We start from the raw sequence: 18944 nt of genomic DNA, 5'->3' as shown, positions 1-18944 counted from the left end.
TATTTTGAGTATTTATCATACGCCGCTGTAATCTAATAGAATTAGGTTTTATAATAAATTATTACCAAATTAAATATATACTATGTCAGAAAAAAACAAACCATTGCGAGTACTAGTTGTAGGGTGTGGAAATATGGGAGCATCCCATGCAACCTCCTATCATAACTTGGAGGGTTATGAAATAGTGGGATTAGTATCGCGAGGAGAAAGCAAAGTGAAACTCAATGAGAAATTGGAAGCAAATTACCCTTTGTTCGATAATTATGATGAAGCACTGAATACTACCAACCCTGATGTTGTTTGCATATCGACATATCCTGATACTCATGAACCTTATGCTATACAAGCATTTGAAAAAGGATGTCATGTTTTTGTAGAAAAACCGTTGGCGGACACGGTAGAAGGAGCAGAAAGAGTGGTAGAAGCTTCCAGGAAAGCTGGAAAAAAATTGGTGGTTGGATATATTTTACGACATCATCCTTCATGGATGAAATTTGTCGAAATGTCCCAGGAGTTGGGCAAACCTCTGGTAATGAGGATGAATCTTAACCAACAGAGCCAAACCGATATGTGGACCTTACACCGTAACTTAATGAAAAGTTTGAGTCCGATTGTGGACTGCGGCGTACATTATATTGATGTAATGTGCCAGATGACTGGGGCAAAACCAGTGCAAGTAAGTGCAATTGGTGCGCGACTCACAGATGAAATACCAGAAGATAATTATAATTATGGGCAGCTGCAGATACGTTTTGAAGATGGTTCCGTTGGTTGGTATGAAGCCGGCTGGGGACCGATGGTAAGTGAAACGGCATTCTTTGTAAAGGATGTTTTTGGTCCCAAAGGCTCTCTCTCTATTGTCGCAAAAGATGCCGGGAGTAGTGGAAAATCATCGTCAATTGAAGCACATACCAAAACTGAATCCCTGCGTTTCCACCATGCAGACCTTGATGATAAGGAACGATTTGCCAAAGAAGATGAATGGGTGAACCTTGAAGATGAACCCGGACATCAGGAATTATGCGATCGGGAGCAAGAATTTTTGTTAAATGCCATCTATAATGATGTTGACTTATCCGACCACGGTCAGGACGCAGTCAATAGTTTGAGAGTAGCCTTCGCTTGTGATGAGTCTGTAAGGACAGGAAAAATGGTAAATTTAGATTAAACTAAATTTTGAAGGCTAAAAAGAGCCAGATGTGATGGTAATTCAGAAAAGACTGAAAGTTTTTTCGCTTTGATGTGACAGGTTATCCAAAATTGTGTCATGTAGGCAAATTAGGCAACATAGACATTAATAATTCTATGTTATTTGATATTCCTGTGCTGTAAAGGAATATTAACAAACAAAAAATTAAAACAAGGTGTCTTAGACCGGCAATTGGCCAGTTCTGAATTATATGATAAAGCAAGTACAATGATGAAATTATCTTTTGAAAACCAAGTAGCCGTTATTTCCGGGGGTGCATCCGGGTTGGGATTGGCAATTGCGCGGAAATTAATTTCGAATAATGTGAGAGTTCTATTGCTGGACATAGACTCTTCCGGACTGGAAGAAATCACAGGTGAATTAGGCGAGAAAGCAAATTCCCGTGTTTTGGACATATCGAATGAAGAGTCTGTACAACGGATCATTAGGGAAATAATCGAAGAATATGGTAGTATCGACATTTTGGTTAACAGTGCGGGTATTACTGGAAATACCGGTATCATGAGCCATGAAGTTGACAGTGTGGACATGGAGCGTGTTTTCAATGTTAATTTCAAAGGGTCATGGATGCTTTCTAAGTATATAATCCCGTATATGTTGAAACAAGATTATGGGAGAATCCTCCACATTGCTTCTATAGCCGGGAAAGAAGGTAATGCCGGTATGTTAGCTTATTCCGCCTCCAAGGCTGCAGTTATTGGTATGGCCAAAGTGCAAGGAAAGGAATATGCCGGCTCTGGTATTACTGTAAATGCTCTAGCTCCTGCTGTTATCAGGACCAAAATGGTTGAAAATATGCCTGAAGAGCAGGTGAAATATATGACCGATAAAATTCCAATGAAGCGGTGTGGTACGCTGGAAGAAATAGCAAATTTAGCAAAATACATAGTTTCACCGGAAAACAGTTTTACAACAGGCTTTACCTTTGATCTTTCAGGCGGTAGGGCTACCTATTAATTATTAAAATCAAAAAAATGAATACAAATGAAATTCCGGTTGGAATAGTTGGACTGGGATTAATGGGATGTAGTATAACCACTTGTCTTTTGATGGCTGGCCATCCGGTAGTGGGTGTCGCACCTATCCCAGACGATCTTGAGTTTGCTGAAAAAAGGATACGTAAACATTTTGAAAAATCCAGAAAAAATGGTTTGATCGATAAAGAACCGGATCACTATATAAAAAACCTGAATATAACCCAGAATTATAACCAATTATCCTCTTGCCGGATTGTTCTGGAATGTACGCTGGAAGATATTAAAATAAAGGAGTCTGTATTCCGCAAAATAGAGGAAAATATAGACGAAGGGGCATTATTGACCAGCAATACATCTGCCATTCCAATCACACAGCTTCAAAAATTGACGCAGCACCCGGAGAGATTCTTCGGGCTTCACTGGATGGAACCTTCACATACTACAAGATTTCTGGAAATTATCTGTGGTGATCTGAGCGAAATAGAGAAAGGTGAATACCTTTACGCTCTTTCACATAAATGGAATAAAGAGCCCATCCTGGTACGAAAAGATATCCCGGGTTTTATCACAAATCGTATCATGTATTCTATGTACAGAGAAGCTCTTTTTCTGGTAGAGGGTGGTTATGCTACAATTGAAGACGTTGACCGTGCTTGCCGCAATGTGCCAGGATATTATATGACTCTGGCCGGTATCTTTCGGTGGATGGATCTTACTGGAGTGAAGGCATACCATAACGTAATGAAAAATTTACTGCCGACTTTAAGTAATAACACTGAAGTGCCAAAATTAATAGACGATATTGTTAAATCTGGTGGTAATGGGGTATCTAATGCCAATGGCTTTTATGAATATTCCGAAGGTGAAGCTGAATTATGGGAAGAAACCTATTCCGAATTTAGCTACAAAATACGAGAATTGGCCTTACAATATCCATTTGATATTGTAAAAGAGAAAATGGAATCGAAGAAAAAATCATCTTAAAATTTAAATCATTTAAATGTCAGAACAAAAAGGATCATTTAACTCAATCCAACGACCATTAATTATTGATGCACACCTCGATTTATCGATGAATGCATTGGAATATAACCGGGATCTAACTCAGCCAATAGATAAAATAAGGGCCAGAGAAATGGGCCTGACTGACAAAATGGACCGGGAAAAAGGGGTCGTTTCGTTACCTGCTCTGAGGGAAGGTAGAATAGGAATCGTGGTTGCTACACAAATTGCACGTTATGTTGAAGAGGGAAGTGATTTGCCCGGGTGGCATTCTCCTGAACAAGCATGGGCCCAATCCCAGGGACAACTTGCCTGGTATAAAGCAATGGAAAGTTCCGGTGAAATGAAGCAAATTAAAAATCTTGATGATTTAGATAAACACCTGAGCCTTTGGAATGACTTCAATATTTCCGATTTGGAAAAACCGATCGGATATATTCTTAGCCTGGAGGGAGCAGATTCATTAGTTACACTTGAGAATCTTGATGTTGCATGGGAATACGGACTTAGGGCACTTGGGCCTGCTCATTATGGGCCCGGAAGATATGCCAATGGTACAGGAATGACCGAACCGCTCGGTGACAAAGGGATAGCATTATTAAAAAAGATGGACAGGCTCGGCATGATCCTCGATGTTACACACCTTACTGACAAAAGCTTCTACCAGGCAATGGATATATATACGGGGCCGGTATGGGCTAGTCATCACAATTGCAGGTCTCTGGCAGACCATCAACGCCAATTAACGGATGATCAAATAAAGATTCTTATCGAACGGGACGCAGTGATAGGGGCTTCCCTTGATGTTTGGATGATAGTTCCCGGATGGATAAGGGGGAAATCGGACCCGGTAAAAGACGGTGCTCCTTTAGAAAAGATAATAGATCACTGGGATCATATTTGTCAAATAGCGGGTAATACAAATCACATTGCAATGGGGAGTGACCTGGACGGAATGTTCGGTAAAGAGCAAAGCCCATATGATCTTGAGACCATTGCAGATTTACAAAAAATACCGGAACTTCTTGGAAATAGGGGGTATACCAAAGAAGATATAATGAAAATAATGCACGGTAACTGGCTTAGAGCCATAAAAAATGCCTGGGGGTAACCCCAATATTGGGAATTAACTTGAATCCTTTATCCTATACTTAGAAAATTCATAGTGATACTAGTTGAGAAGTTTTAGGGGATATTTAAAATTAATTACCTTTTATTGAATAATAGTATATAATATCTGAATAAAAATATAAGTTGTTTGCGTAAACAACTGTTACATTTGAAACAAACATTTGATTGTAAATATAAAATTAGAATTTATGGAAAAAGTAGTTCATCCGGATAGAGCAGAAGGATTCGTAACAGGAGCGTACTCTGATGGAGTCGTTATTGACGGTATGGTATATGTCAGCGGGCAAGCTTCCGTTGATTTTAAAAGTTCCAAATTTGAATTGGGAACAATTGAGGAAGAGACACATCGGACCATGCAAAACCTGAAAGCCATATTGGAATCAGCAGGTTCCTCTTTGGATAAAGTTGTAAAGTGTACAGTGCATTTAGCCGATATCAATGACTTTAACAGGTACAATGAGATATACGCATCCTATTTTTCGGGTGTTCGTCCTGCCAGGACCACAGTTCAATCTGTTTTGGCAGAAAACTTGAAAGTAGAAATTGATTGCATAGCAAAAGTTGGATAAAATAAATAAGAAGGTCGTAATTGAATATTATGGCCTTCTTTATATTCCGTGCGAAAGTCTATTTTAGTAGGTAGTATTTTTTGCTTTCAAATTGTTATTTTATAACCCATTAAAAGACTAGTTAAGTGAAAGCAGTTGAATATAATTTACCGCAGAAAATTCATGAATCTTTTATAGTTTTTCGTGAAAAAGGACAATTTTTTCCAGCACCGTGGCATTACCATGAGCATTTCGAACTGGTCCAGGTAACCAGTAGCAGGGGGAGGAGAATGGTAGGGGACCATATTGGATTTTTTGATCGGGACGACCTTGTATTCATGGGATCTAATCTTCCACATGTCTGGGTTAACGATCCAGAATTCTTCGAAGGTACAGCAAAAGAGGAAGCAGATGCTGTCGTAATTCATTTTAAAAGTGATTTTTTGGGAGCCAACTTAACGGATATTCCTGAATTAGAATCCATGGAAAAATTGATGCGCCTTTCAGGAAGAGGAATCGCTATAAAAGGAAAGATTCGTAAAGAGATTAATAACCTGATGAAGGAAATGCTTCATATTAATGGTATTGCCCGATTAAAAACCCTCTTTGAAATCTTTGACAGGCTTGTAAAAACTACAGATTATGAAGTTCTTGCCAGTCCGGCTTTTTTAAACAACCAGGCGACAGGACCATCTGACCGATTTAAAGTTATTATGGAGTATATAATGCAGAACTTTGAAAATAAAATCACCTTACAGGAAGTTTCTGATGTAGCCAATATGAGTATTACGGCTTTATGTAATTTTTTCAAAGAAAGATTTCGAATGACTTTTGTAGAATATGTTAACTCTATCCGTATTGGACAAGCTTGTGTAATTATGTCTGAAACAGATCGTACCATTGCTCAAATAGCCTATCAATGCGGATTTAACAGTCTTGCTAACTTCAATCGACAGTTCAAAAAATACAAAGGTATGAATCCCAGTACCTACAGAAAAAAAATTGAGGTGGAGGGATTGTAAAAATGCCTGCAAATATTTTATTGGATTTTCTTTATGCTAGCAGCCCTCCGTCCAAGAGAATATTTTCACCGTTAATATAATTTCCTGCATCTGAAGCTAAAAGTACAATTAATCCCTTGATGTCCGAACCATTGGCCAACCTCCCTAAAGGTACTTTCTTACAATAGTTTTCAAGGAACCGCTCGGGTTGGTTGTTGAAAATTCCACCTGGTGATATGGTATTTACCCTAATATTTTTACCGGCCAGGATCTTTGCAAAATAATTGGAAAGATTGATCATTCCTCCTTTGTGAAAAAAGTAATCGGGTGGCGGGGTCCCCATTTTCGTACCCTCATAATTGGATAAATCAGGACCAAACATGCCCATCATTGAACTTATATTAATTATACTTCCGCCATTATTCTGGGATTCCATCAGATTAGCCATCTCCCTTAATATATCTATATTTCCTGTCCCATTAACTTTCATAGACAATTCTAGCTCGCTAATAGAACCGTCATAACTTTTCATCGGGCGGGCAACCGCATTATTCACAAATATGTCCAACCTGCCAAAAGCTGCTTTTATATCCCTTTTAAGTCCCAGGATAGACTCGTGTTTCGACTGGTCGTAGGTCATACAATGAATAGTGTAACCCTTTTCTCTAAATTCCTTTACCAGCGAGTCTCCTGAAGTTGCACTCCTTGAAGCAGAAATAACTGTTGCCCCAGCTTCGGCCAGAGCTTCCACAATAGATTTCCCCAAAATACCCGCACCCCCGGTTACCAGGGCAATTTTTCCATTTAATTTAAACGATTCCAGTACATTCATACCCTTATAATTTGATTTTTTGACTTGATTTTTGACTTTCTACAGCGCCTATTAGTGTATTAATGATATTGTAAGTCTTATCAAAGGCTAAAAGGGATTTCCCTTTTTTGAGAGATTTGATAAAAACCTCTAAATTCGATCGAAACATCGAATAGCTATCACCAATTATATAGTGATTAAAGTCATTTTTGCCGAAAATATTTACCTGAAAAGTAGAGGAAATGTCCATAAATAGATGGAAAGTTGCCACTATCCCATTTTCGAATTCTACATACACTACCTCCTTGTTTTTTTCTCCTACTGACCACACTGAACGGGGTAATGGATCATCTAAAACAGCAAACACGGCCTCCATCATGTGTACTCCGTATTTGATCCAATCCTTTTTTCCAGTAGCAGACACAAGTTGAATTTCACCAAGGGAATCAATTGAGTCCTTTGCAATAAGAGTTTCTTTGGCATAGCGCATTGAAGAACAAGAAAAAATAAACTTTCCTTTTTCTATCTCATTTTTGAAATAATTCAAGTCCTCACGATTGGAAGCAAGCGGTTTGTCTATGAAAATGGGAACATTGTTTTTAATAAATGGCTCTGCCATTTCCCTGTGATTCTCCGGATCATCTCTACCCAGAATGACTGCATCCACTTTCCCTATCATATCATGCAATTCATCCGCTATATAGTCAATATCCGAAGAAGCTGCTATGCTTTGGGAAATGGAAGGATCTTGTGCCCAAACATGGGTCACTTTGGCTCCTCCAATGCCAAGGTCACTTTTGTTCCTGTTCAGATAATCCGTGACACCAGGATATCCAATGCGGTCTATTTCTTTACCATTATATGCCCCATTTATTATCGAAGACCACGAATATGGGTGGGCATTTCCCGTACTCATTCCTATTATACCTAATTTTATCATATTAATTTTAATTTTTTAACCAGCCTTTCCTATCCCATTGAGGTAAATTCAAAAATTCAGGTTCCGGAAATGCCATTCCTTCTAATATTCCCAATAGAGTTTGAGGATAGTATTTCCCGTCGGCAATTTGCAAGGCTTTGTCCAAATGCTTCATTTGATCCATACCTATCAGTACTGAGCTAACAGGTGGATAAGAGAGTACAAATTTCGTAGCTAATGTTATCATGTCAGGTATGTCCTGTCCGATCAATGAATTAAAACGTTGAATATGTTCTTTAACCTTCTCCAATTCCTTGTGATAATTTAAAGACCTTCCTGTTAACATTCCTCTAAAAAGGACAGAACGCACGATCAAGCCGACACCGTTGTCAACCGCTGCTTTAAAAAGTACCTGTTGTCTTTGATCCATGAGATTAAAGGGGACCTGAACAACATCCCATACTCCACTATTGATACAATAATCAGTTTCCTCCGGAAGGTAAGTGGAAGCACCAATAGCCCTGATTGTACCCTTATTTTTAAGGTGTGAAAAGATGTCAATAATATCTTCATTCTTCAAAATATCTAAAGAGGATTGGTGTAGCATATAGACATCTATATAATCTGTTTGGAGAGCTTTCAGGCTGTTTTCCAATGATTTATGTATTATCTTCACGAGTTCTCTTTTGGCGGGTATTTTTCCATCTTGATCTAGGAAATGAACACACTTGGTATTGATAACCACTTTCTCCCGTTTATCCTTAAATGCCTTCCCCAACATTTCTTCACTTCTCCCGTACATCCTTGCTGTATCGTAAAAATTAATTCCTCCATCCAGGGCTTTTTCCAATAAATGAATTGAATCCAACTCTTCGGGCATTTTCTGGCCAGCATAAGGCATACCGATGCCTACACCTCCAAATGCTATTTCAGAAATTTTGAACCCGGTATTTCCCAGTTTCCGTTTTTTCATGGATCTAAGTTGTTTCAAAATAACTACCTGACCCCGTTTCGGAGGCATCTTCACCAAATGCTGCCAGCATTTTTTTGCAATACTGAACCAAACCAATTACGTCTGCACCCACACTCACAAAATTATACCCCATAGATTTCAGTTCCTGTAAATTTTCAGGACTACCAACCGTTCCTGCAAATTTTCCATGCTCTTTGGCTGCTTTTACTACATTTAACCGGGCTTCTTTAATTTCCGGATGATCCCATTGTCCAATCGCTCCTATACCCTGGCTAAAATCTCCGGGACCGAAAAATAGCATATCAAATCCGTCCAATGAAGCTATTTCATCTAATTCATCAAGTGGTTCGGGGTCCTCAATTTGTAAAACCACGAAGCGCTCGCGATTGGAATCGAGGATATATTGATTGAAATCCATCATAGTATATGCTGCATCGTTATTTCCACCATCCAACGGCCGTCTTCCCAGTGGGTGAAATCTTGTCATTTTTATCACCTTTCTCGCATCTTCTGCACTCATGATATGAGGTACCATGATTCCGGTTGCATCTAGTTCGAGAGGTTTTATATAATCATTATAACCTCCGCGTTCGACGCGAACCATGATATCGGTATTTTGGGATTTTGAGGCCCAAATATTAGCTGCTAATCCGGACCAATCCTGCCCGATGTGTTCCTGGTCAACCCAAATACAATCAAAACCCGATAAGCCTACGATTTCTGATACTCGAGGGTCAACCAGGTTTACCTTGAAGCAACTTACAAATTCATTATTTCTTAATTTCTTTAAAACTTTACTTTTCCTCATATAATCTATAATTCGTTAAATAACAATGAAAAATATAATCCAGGGCAACGCTAAAACCATTGTCAAAAATATCCCCTTCTGCATTCCTACTTTTGAAGGTAATATTCTATTGAAGAGAAGACTGGACAGAATACTGACAACCAAAGAAGTAATAGCTATCCACAAAAATGACCAGGGTGGATTTCCCGTTAAAACATCCCAGAATGCGACGGTAAATGCAGCTAAGAAACCATATAACGATCCGAAAATCACACTAAACGGTCTGGGGTTTTTTATAAAAAGGGCCATAAAAAACAAATTAAACAACGGTGCAATAAAAAGCCCGTTGGTTTTGGCTGTAACTTCAATAATATTCCCGGGTACCAATGGAATTAACAAACTCAGTAGAACAACTACCACTCCTACGATTACACTTATGATCCTGATATTTTTGATTTCATTATTTGATCTTCTAGTTGACAAAAACTGTGGAAGTATATCCATTGTTAGGACCGAACTGGTAGAATTGATCCCGGAACTCAAACTTGACATAGATGCTGAAAACAAGGCAGCAATCACAAGCCCTGACATACCCATGGGAAATTGATGAGCAATAAAATGTGGAAAGAGAAAGTCGGCATCCACTAATATATCTTTCCCGTCTGGGAGTAAATTGGGTTTGGCTTCATAAAATTTCAATACTGAAAAACCCACTAACATCAGAATAAAAGTCATTAGAATCATACCGCTTTGTGTAACGGCAAATGATTTGCGGGCAGATTTTAAGTCTTTAGTAGATAAAAACCGCTGTATTGCCATTTGGTCAGAACCGGTTGTACATACCCACCACGTAATTACATTGATAAAAGCAAAAAACACCGACAACCTAACATAAGGATTAAAATTGAATACTTCTACCTGTTGCCAGTTCGAAGACCATGAATCGGGGATTATACTACCTACCCCATCAAACTGAAAAGCAACCATCACGATGGTCAGAACTGCTCCGACCAATAGAATGATAAATTGTAATACATCAGTGGCAAGGACAGCTTTTAAACCACCCATTGTAGTATAAACAATGGTTATAATTCCCAATAATACTGAGATTATAACGATCGTGCTGTTGCCCCAGCCCATCATGACGACCATTGCCTTGGAAGCTAAAAATATCAATAACGCCATCCATACAATTCGGGTCATCAAAAAGATAACAGATCCAGTTTTACGGACTTTGACCCCCAGGGGTTTTTCCAATATTTCATAAGCACTGATCATCTTGAGGTTCATGAAAAATGGAATGAGTAGATAACTTCCCAAAATAAAAATCACCGGAGCCGCCGCAATGGTAATAAGTGGAATCAATGGGCCATTTTTTATAACTTCCCCTGCGGTAGCAAGATAAGTGATAGCACTAAAAAAAGACACATACATTGAAATACCTGATACCAAAGGATTCACATTCCCACCACCTAAAAAATAATCTTCCTTACTTTTCTGTAGATAAGAATAAATCCAACCTATACTCAATAGCAAGATGCCATATACAATTAGTATAACCCAATCCAACCAACCGACATGACTTTGCGTAAGTTCTTCATTAGAAATGTATGCTTGGGCAATACTGACCTTCACATCAGTATCTCCATCAGAAAAAGACTCTTCAGCCGTTTTTAGCACTTCAGGATATCCCTTTTTTGAGAAGGCCTGAAAAACTTCGTATCGTTCGTATTTTTCTCCATTCCTATAGGACAATAAATCATCCAAATATCCATTTTTTTCGATTTCAGTGGAATGAACCCATAATGCACTTACCAGATACACCCTGAACGGATGGTTCTCTTCAAGTTCTTCGTATTTCCTTTTCAATTGGTTGAACAGATGATTCGACAAAGGCTTTAAAAACCCTGATGCGTAGGCTGCGTATCTGAATTGAGTGGTATCATTAGAGAATAAAAAATCACACAAAGCTTCAACGTCCTTCTCCTTCCCGGAATTTGCTACTACCCATTGTGCCATGGTTTGCATTCCTCCGTTCCCCTGACTGGCAATTTCTGATATTTCTTTATTTTTTGGAAAGAAAAGTCCCAATTTTCCCATTGTTTCCAGTGCTACTAATCGGGTTCTATGATCTTCAGATGTGGTAAAAACATTTAATATTTCACGGGCAATACTATCTTTTTTCAAAGTATCCTGCGCACTTCCCTTATAGAGTACCCTGAGAGCACCAATTTTTTCCGAACTATTTCCTTGTAGTTCTTTCGCAAAAATATCTTGCGAATTAAGAGAATAATTATTTGTAATCAAAGCTTCGGCAGCATGCACCCTAACCCAAAAGGCCTGGTCGGATTCAACCGTGTTTTTTAAAAAGCCTGCAAAATTAATTTCCTGGGCATATACCGACGATTTATATAGTATAGATAAAAGGATAATTAAAAAAAATTGAATGTGGTACCTTTGCTTCACGTATTCATTATTTAAATTTAAAGACTATAACCATGACGATTGATCCGGGAGACGAGCCTTGTTTCTTCACATTCTGCACCAAAGAAATTCATACAGAGGTGGAGAAAAATGACTACATATTTCATTAAATTCCGATTTCTTTCGCTTTTCTTACCCGGAATATCTGTATTTTCAAAGATCCCGTATTATTTTTAAATATGATATTATTATCTTTTTAAAAACCGGTATTATTTTTCAATAATTAGCTATATCAACCGGGAGGTGTAGAATTTGATGACAATATTCTCTAGTTAGTATCTAATATATGGGGTAAAGGAATATCATTTCTGGCCATTTCCTTTCCTTGTGTTGAATTTTCCGGATAAAATTCTACTGGCGAACCATGCTACTATTCCTTATATGCATTTTCTTTTCGGTATATATCGAAAATAGCTATGAGGAGTGCTAAAAATGATATAGTGTGAATACTCTCATCATCTTTACTCAGGGATATTACATTGGGGATCAAATATTTTTATGTAAAATCGGCATAGTTTTCCGAAAGTCTTTACCCTAAGGATCACTTCGTGGCGGGGTTTCCATGTATAAAGCGAATTAATATTCAATAGGTTTTTTATAAAATATCTTCAGTATATGCCTAAGGTTTTCCGTTGCAAATTTGGGTAAGATATAAATAAAATAACGGTCTATAACTGAGGTAATCTGTTACGAAGGACTAATGCTGAAAACAACGCATTTATTACTCATTTTTTATATTCAAATAATCGTATTCCGGTATTGTATTTAGTATAATGGTTGTAATAACCGCTCATCCACAAGATAATAGGATAATTGGATAGGCCAGGAATAATGTAAGGTCTTGTATTATCCTTTTCGGAATTGGAAGTTAGGGTTGTGGTTTTCCAATTCCCGTACTGCATGTGCAATTTTTCTTCCAGTTCAAAGTGTCCGTTTATTTGCCGGGATAAAATAACCTGGTTAGTATTTTGGGTATTAAGCACAATTCCCCCTGAATAATGACCTTCTCTCACTTCATCCCCTTGATTTAGAGCGGTCATAAAGCCACCGGCCCGTGCAATCTCCTGGTCTATCCATTCCCGACCATCCCAGTAGGCATAGTGGTATCTATGGTCTGTTTCCCTGGGAAATCTGGCATATGTAATAACAGGATGATTTTGATTATTCAAACCAATATCCCAAATCCATCCCCTTATTTTAGATTTTCGGGCGTCGTAAACTTTATTGACCCTGGACATAGGAATGGGGAGTTGTATCGAATTTGACAATACGGACCCATTGGTTTGGTAGAATTTTCCATTTTCATAATACATATGGTAAACTGAGACATCGTCCCCAATTTTGGGATGGCCGTCGGTAAATAGAAAATCTATTCTTGACTTTCCTTTGGAAAATACTTTCATATACGGAGGGTTGATCCGACCTTCGTTGTCAAAGATTATTTTTTCATCACTCCAGGTTTCTCCATTGTCATCAGAAAATTTATAATATTGTTTCCAGTTATCAAATGATCGGGTGGGGCCAACTTTTCTGCCAAATATATAAATCCGTCCATTTTCACTTTCCAGCCGTACAGGATTAGTATATGTGTAATTGAAGTCTCTCTCTTTTTTTGCGATTATTTGTTCCGGTTGCCAACGGGTGATATCTTCCGGGTTTATACTTTTTCTCATGTATACATTCCCGTTGTGTTCGTTGTAAAATGCGAGTAAGTGACCAGAGGGAAGCATTAAAAGTGAGGGTACATTATGATCGTCAATCTCCAGAGTGTCATGTAAAATAAAATTTTCAATTTTTTGATTTTTTTGATTGCGAGAACTGACCATAACATCTCCCTGGCTATTGATATATCCCCAATAAATCTTCTCAAGATTACCTTTGTAATACAATGCCCTGGGATCAGAAAACCAACACCAGGCTCCATCTTCTGTAATCAAATCATATTCCAGGGATTTTTTTTCAATTCGGTGATTAATGGTACTTTTTTTTATAGTATTACATGCAACTACTACTATTGATAGTAGTGTTATTTTAATACAGGCTTGAAGGTTGCATCTTAGCATTTCAGATTACATTATAGTTATGAAACAGAGGTTTTAGTAATCATAGCCTTTGATGCTTCGGATAACGGATTCTTGCCATTTTCTTAAATTAGACTTCATGCTTTTACTTTTTTCCGGGTAGTTGGAAATGAGGTTGTTTTTTTCTCCCGGATCTTCTGCCAGGTTGTATAGTTCAAAGGAATTTCCCTTTTGGTGTAATTTCCAGTCTTCTTCAATCCATGCAAAACCGCCTGAATACGGGTATTTTTCCAACCCTATATAATTTTGGTCAGGTGTATTTAACAGGGCATCATTAATTACACTTTCGTCTGCTTCTCCATCCAAATATTTTTTATAGTTTTGAATTATTTGGTCGCTTCTCATACTGTGCCCTTTAATTTCGCTGTAATCCCAAAAGCCCAAAGGACTATTTCGTGCTTTCATTTCGCCTCTTAGTAAAGGAGCGAGGCTTATACCATCTATCGGATAGTCTATATCCATATCGATATTTGCAAAATCCAGTAACGTAGGGAAAACATCGACCGTTCCAGCAGGTACTTTACTATTTCCCGTGGCTATCATTCCCGGCCATTCCAACAAAGAAGGTATGCGGATACCCCCTTCGTACAAGGTACCTTTTTGATCACTTAGAATACCGTTATTTGCTTCGGGGAGTTTCCCACCATTGTCACTGGAGTACCATAGAAGGGTATTTTCTGAGATACCTAATTTATTCAATCGGTTTCGTAATTTACCCAAAGCAAGATCGATTCCCGTAATTTCTCCGTAGTAATTTTTCATGTTTTCCGGTTGGTCCGGGTAAAGGTTTTTCAGGAAATCTTCTGCTTCATGGGGTAGGTGGGGTGATCCCAGCCAAACAAATACGAGAAAAGGTGTTTCGTTTTGGTATATCTCTTCGATAAATTCCAAAGCAAGTTCTACAGTGACGTCAGAGCTTTCACCTGATAATTGTACAGGATGACCATTGTGGCTCATCCAGGGATCGTTTTCATAAAAATTTGCTGCGGCGTACCAGGTTTCAAATCCATGAGCCTCCGGGTTTGTAGGTTGATCTTCGCGGAGAGATCCCAAATGCCATTTTCCAAAAAAACCGGTACGGTAGCCGTTGTCTTTTAGAATATTGGCAATAGTATGTTCTTGCGGCCGCAAGGCGTGTCCCCATTTAAATACACCGGTACGGGTAGGATATCTTCCTGTGAGTATACTGGCCCGTGTGGGTGAACACACCGGTGCACTGTAATACCTGTCCAGTCGAAATCCTGAATTGGCAAGTGCATCCATATTGGGGGTTATAATTTCTTCATTGCCATTGTATCCTGCATCTCCATACCCCTGGTCATCGGATACAACGATGATAAAATTGGGTCTGTCTGAATGTGATTGACCTGAAACGGTTATAGTACAGGTAATACATAAAATTAATAAGGTAAAGAAGGGATAAAAAGTATTTTTCATGAAAGTAAGTTTCGTTAGAATTTTCATGAAATATAATAAAAATAGGTGATAGCGTTCTATACCATAACTTTGTAGTATGGTAGCGTTTAATGATATGCCAAACATTGGGGGAATGGAATCGTTGGAATGAAGCAATTTTTATAATCAAAAAAGGCAGAGAAACTAATTAGAATTAGCGCTCTGCCTCAATTAACTATAAAAAAACCACAACTTCGTTTTGTAAAGGTTGAATATCTATATATGACTTTTACAATTATATCGGTAACGTTACCGAAAGATATAGAAAAAATTTGAAACCCCAAAAGGTTTACGCCCACAATATTGAATATTTTTTGAAATGACTTCAAAAATAGAGTTAGTAAGACTAAAATTTTACGGGTAATCTGGGGGCAAATTGTATGATAATTATTTCACTTTTAATTCGGGTAGAAGTCACAATTTTCTTTCGTAACAATATCAATCGGCATAAACTGTGTTTTTTCTACTTTTTGCATAAGTATCAAATGGTGATAAAGAGACATAATACCTCTGTAACCTTGTTCTTCTGGTTTGTGGCAAATGAGAAAATCGATTACCCCTTCTTTTAAATATTTGACGTTTTCTGCAATAAAGTCAAATCCAATTAGAGTAATATTTCTTCGATTGGTTTCTTTTAAATATCGTGCAATGGAAAATACTCTGGAATTGGTGACAAAAATGGATTTTATGTTTGGATTAATTTCCAGAAAACTATCGAGTTCGGTTTTAAATTGATTATAGTCTCCGTCTTTTATGGCTATTGATTGAAGTCTATTGTGAATTTTATTAGTGGTAATATAATCTGAAAACCCCTTTTCAATTTGTTTAAGGTTGTCAATATTCGTATCCGTTTTTGAAATATTGGTCACAAGGATTTCATCTTTTTCATTGTGCAGGACATATTTGGTCAATTGAGCTCCTACAAAACCACTGTGGTATAGATTGGGACCTATATAGGTAATACTCCCATTTGCGGCAATATTGGAGTCAATAAATAAGTAAGGTATTTTTTCTTTTTCATAAATTTTTACTACTTGCTCCGCTTCCTTGACAAAAGACGGTGCCATCAGGATCCCATCTACATTTTCATCGAGAAGTGCGATGGCGGATTCCATAAATGAATCTTTATTGGAAAGTTCGAAAAGGAAGGTTTTAAAAATTACACCATACTTTTCGATTTCTTCTTTTGCCTTTAGTATACCATTATACGGAGCTTCCCAGAAATTAGTATTTTCAGACACTTTGGGGATTAAGACAGCCAATACAAATTCTTTATTGGATTTTAATCGACTCGCCAATAAATTGGGTTGATAATCGATTTCTTTGATTATTTTCTGAATTTTTTCTTTTGTCTTTTGGGCCACACCTGTTCGGTTGTGAATTACGCGATCTACTGTAGCAATTGAAACATTGGCTCTTTTAGCTATCTCTTTGATGCCGTATTGTTTATTGGATTTTTTTTGCTTATCCATAAAGCGATGAATATTTATTTAATTATAATATTGGACACATTTCCATTCGATATTAAGTCTGTTTTCCAGGCAATAATATTTTTGCGCAAATATAAGAATAGAATTCTCTTTTGGGAATGATGATTGATTATCAGACACTAGAGCTTGTTTACAAAATCCATTAACGGGCTACAAAAGACAAATTTGATTTAATTTTTCGTCTGATTATCTTGATAAATGTCCCGCATTTATCTTCAAAATCATCCTCGTCTAAAATCAAATTTGTTCTTTTTCCCTCCATTATGAAAACTTAAACAAGCTCTTAAAAGAACCTGCCTTCTAAATTATGCGATCTGAATAGAAGATTTTACTATTGTGATTCTCTATAAAACTGTCTAATTTAGTAAAAAATGGGGAAATTTAAGCAGTGTTTAGTATAATTATACCAATTAAAGACATAGTGTCCAAATTAATTTGGGTTTTGAGGTATTTGAGTGCTTCAAATAAATGGTTCCGGACTGTTTTATTGGAAATATTGAGCTGTTCTGCAATTTCGTCATGAGAAAGCCCTTTTATTCGACTTAATTGGAAGATTTCTCTTTGTCTTGGTGGGAGATCATTCAGTAGTCCATCAAGAATATTTTTGTAATCTTTATAGATTATATTATCCAGGGCTTTTGGTTCCTGGGTTTTAATTTGATGGACTAAAGCCTCTTTATATAATTGATCGGATTTTGCTTTTCGAAGGTGGTCTATGACATGGTTTTTAGCAATAGTAAAAACAAAACTGTCAATATTTTGTATGTTCCCCAGGTTTTTTCTTCGGATCCACAACTTTATCAGGACATCCTGAGTAAGGTCCTCTGCCACAGAAGGTAATTTGATGTTCTTGAGGAAAAAAGCGTAAATTCTTTTTTCATAAACCTTTAGTATATTTTCTATACTATCCATTTTTGTATTCTAGTTGTGAATTAGTTTTTGTGGTTTGGGGTAATCACAAAGGTATGATATAAAATTTTAAAAAAAAATTAAAAGTAACCGGGACAATTGGATTGGTTGTCCGTCTACCGAATAAATAATTGATAAAATTCATCAGAGTAAGAGGGGGTAAAATCTTTATACTTAGAGATTATATTTAATGAAAGAAAGAAGAATAAATATTGTCCGTTTTGAGGCTTTATATAATAAATACCAGGAGAATACCATCTCGACGGATGAATTGGAAGAACTTTTAGACCTATCTGGTAAAGACGAAGTAAAGGAGTGGATTGAAGACCCTCTGAAAGCAAATTGGGGTGAGATAGGAGACCGACATCCATTGCCGGAAAACGGTTTTCCTGAGAAACTTGTTAAGAGACGATCGGTATTGAGAATAGCAGGCTGGTCTGTAGCCGCTTCACTGGCAGTGCTGTTAGCTGCTTCGATATGGTTTTGGAACCGGGACCTGGGTTGGGAAGAGTACAGTACGGGGAATGGTGAGACGTTGCAAATTGAATTATCAGATAATAGTGAAGTACTACTCAATGCCAATTCAACCATTCGCTGGAATGCGGACTGGGAAAAGGTCGGGCAGCGGGAAGTAGAGCTGACCGGGGAAGCTTTTTTTGATATAGCCCACATGGATAATGTTCCTCTGGAGGTGGAAAGTGAAAATGCCAGTATACAAGTACTGGGTACCTCTTTCAATGTGCGGGAAGATGTCCTGGGGACTGATGTGTATTTGTACGATGGAAAAATCAAACTGGGTTTCAATTCAGGATCCGGTGACTCGACACAGCTGTTGATGACCAGTGGCGACCGGGTGATAAAACCTGTAAACAGTGGAAAATTAGAAAAATATAAGGACGTAAGCAAGGCCGAAGCAGCGTCCTGGACCGAAGGAGAACTGAAGTTCATAGATCAGCCCCTGGGGGAAATTCTTACCCGGTTGGAAGGAATATATGGAAAGCAATTTGAAGTCGAAGATACTACTATGCTTGATATCCCAATGGATGTTGGAGTCCCGTATGCCAATTGGGAGGTGATGAAAAGTGCACTGGAGTTGTCATTGGGTGCGAAACTGGAACAAGTTGGAGAAATAGTAAAACTTAAAAAATAAAGCTACGTAGTAGCAG

General features: G+C 37.8%; 16 protein-coding genes. 7 read left to right on the top strand and 9 right to left on the bottom strand.

All coding sequences use genetic code 11. From position 1 onward, the window contains the following. Window positions 1-82: 82 nt before the first annotated feature. From LVD47_RS00470 to LVD47_RS23930, 6 genes are all read left to right on the top strand, one after another. Window positions 83-1168, top strand: coding sequence for a Gfo/Idh/MocA family protein (locus LVD47_RS00470; RefSeq protein ID WP_236973545.1), 1086 nt, complete (start codon window positions 83-85; stop codon window positions 1166-1168). Between the two features lie 249 nt (window positions 1169-1417). Then, entirely contained in the window at window positions 1418-2167 is a 750-nt protein-coding gene (locus LVD47_RS00465; RefSeq protein ID WP_236973544.1) for an SDR family NAD(P)-dependent oxidoreductase, read from the top strand. Window positions 2168-2184: 17 nt separating this feature from the next. Then, a complete protein-coding gene (locus LVD47_RS00460; protein ID WP_236973543.1) occupies window positions 2185-3171 on the top strand; it encodes a 3-hydroxyacyl-CoA dehydrogenase family protein in 987 nt (328 codons plus the stop codon). A gap of 16 nt (window positions 3172-3187) precedes the next feature. Further along, window positions 3188-4300, top strand: a complete 1113-nt coding sequence (locus tag LVD47_RS00455) for a dipeptidase (protein WP_236973542.1) — start codon at window positions 3188-3190, stop codon at window positions 4298-4300. 208 nt (window positions 4301-4508) lie between these two features. Then, complete coding sequence (locus LVD47_RS00450; protein ID WP_236973541.1) at window positions 4509-4889, top strand: Rid family detoxifying hydrolase; 381 nt, start codon at window positions 4509-4511, stop codon at window positions 4887-4889. Window positions 4890-5014: 125 nt separating this feature from the next. Further along, window positions 5015-5890, top strand: a complete 876-nt coding sequence (locus tag LVD47_RS23930; RefSeq protein WP_236973540.1) for an AraC family transcriptional regulator — start codon at window positions 5015-5017, stop codon at window positions 5888-5890. 31 nt (window positions 5891-5921) lie between these two features. Here the strand turns inward: LVD47_RS23930 and LVD47_RS00440 are convergent, their stop codons facing one another. The 9 genes from LVD47_RS00440 to LVD47_RS00400 all read right to left on the bottom strand — a co-directional run bounded on the left by LVD47_RS00440 (window position 5922) and on the right by LVD47_RS00400 (window position 17781). Then, window positions 5922-6701 (bottom strand): SDR family oxidoreductase, encoded by a 780-nt coding sequence (locus LVD47_RS00440; protein ID WP_236973539.1) that lies wholly within the window; start codon window positions 6699-6701, stop codon window positions 5922-5924. Between the two features lie 4 nt (window positions 6702-6705). Beyond that, entirely contained in the window at window positions 6706-7620 is a 915-nt protein-coding gene (locus tag LVD47_RS00435) for a Gfo/Idh/MocA family oxidoreductase (RefSeq protein WP_236973538.1), read from the bottom strand. A gap of 7 nt (window positions 7621-7627) precedes the next feature. After that, window positions 7628-8572: an aldo/keto reductase gene (locus LVD47_RS00430; protein ID WP_236973537.1), complete on the bottom strand. Its 945-nt coding sequence runs from the start codon at window positions 8570-8572 to the stop codon at window positions 7628-7630. Window positions 8573-8576: 4 nt separating this feature from the next. Then, a complete protein-coding gene (locus tag LVD47_RS00425; RefSeq protein WP_236973536.1) occupies window positions 8577-9380 on the bottom strand; it encodes an HpcH/HpaI aldolase family protein in 804 nt (267 codons plus the stop codon). 15 nt (window positions 9381-9395) lie between these two features. Further along, window positions 9396-11825, bottom strand: a complete 2430-nt coding sequence (locus LVD47_RS00420; RefSeq protein WP_236973535.1) for a sodium:solute symporter family transporter — start codon at window positions 11823-11825, stop codon at window positions 9396-9398. A gap of 743 nt (window positions 11826-12568) precedes the next feature. After that, window positions 12569-13906, bottom strand: a complete 1338-nt coding sequence (locus tag LVD47_RS00415) for a BNR-4 repeat-containing protein (protein ID WP_236973534.1) — start codon at window positions 13904-13906, stop codon at window positions 12569-12571. A gap of 33 nt (window positions 13907-13939) precedes the next feature. Next, window positions 13940-15361 (bottom strand): sulfatase-like hydrolase/transferase, encoded by a 1422-nt coding sequence (locus LVD47_RS00410; protein WP_236973533.1) that lies wholly within the window; start codon window positions 15359-15361, stop codon window positions 13940-13942. Between the two features lie 416 nt (window positions 15362-15777). Next, the gene (locus LVD47_RS00405) at window positions 15778-16851 is read right to left on the bottom strand and encodes a substrate-binding domain-containing protein (protein WP_236973532.1); all 1074 of its coding nucleotides are present in this window, start codon (window positions 16849-16851) and stop codon (window positions 15778-15780) included. A 399-nt stretch (window positions 16852-17250) separates the two neighbouring features. After that, complete coding sequence (locus tag LVD47_RS00400; protein WP_236973531.1) at window positions 17251-17781, bottom strand: RNA polymerase sigma factor; 531 nt, start codon at window positions 17779-17781, stop codon at window positions 17251-17253. 187 nt (window positions 17782-17968) lie between these two features. Here LVD47_RS00400 and LVD47_RS00395 point away from each other — a divergent pair, with 187 nt between their 5' ends. Further along, window positions 17969-18928 carry a FecR family protein gene (locus LVD47_RS00395; RefSeq protein WP_236973530.1) on the top strand — a complete coding sequence of 320 codons (960 nt, stop codon included), beginning with the start codon at window positions 17969-17971 and terminating at the stop codon, window positions 18926-18928. Window positions 18929-18944 lie beyond the last annotated feature (16 nt).

The sequence above is a fragment of the Membranihabitans maritimus genome, assembly GCF_021729145.1.
GTDB lineage: Bacteria > Bacteroidota > Bacteroidia > Chitinophagales > Saprospiraceae > Membranihabitans > Membranihabitans maritimus.
Note: the sequence above shows the minus strand (reverse complement) of the source record. Positions and strands in the feature narration are given on the sequence as shown.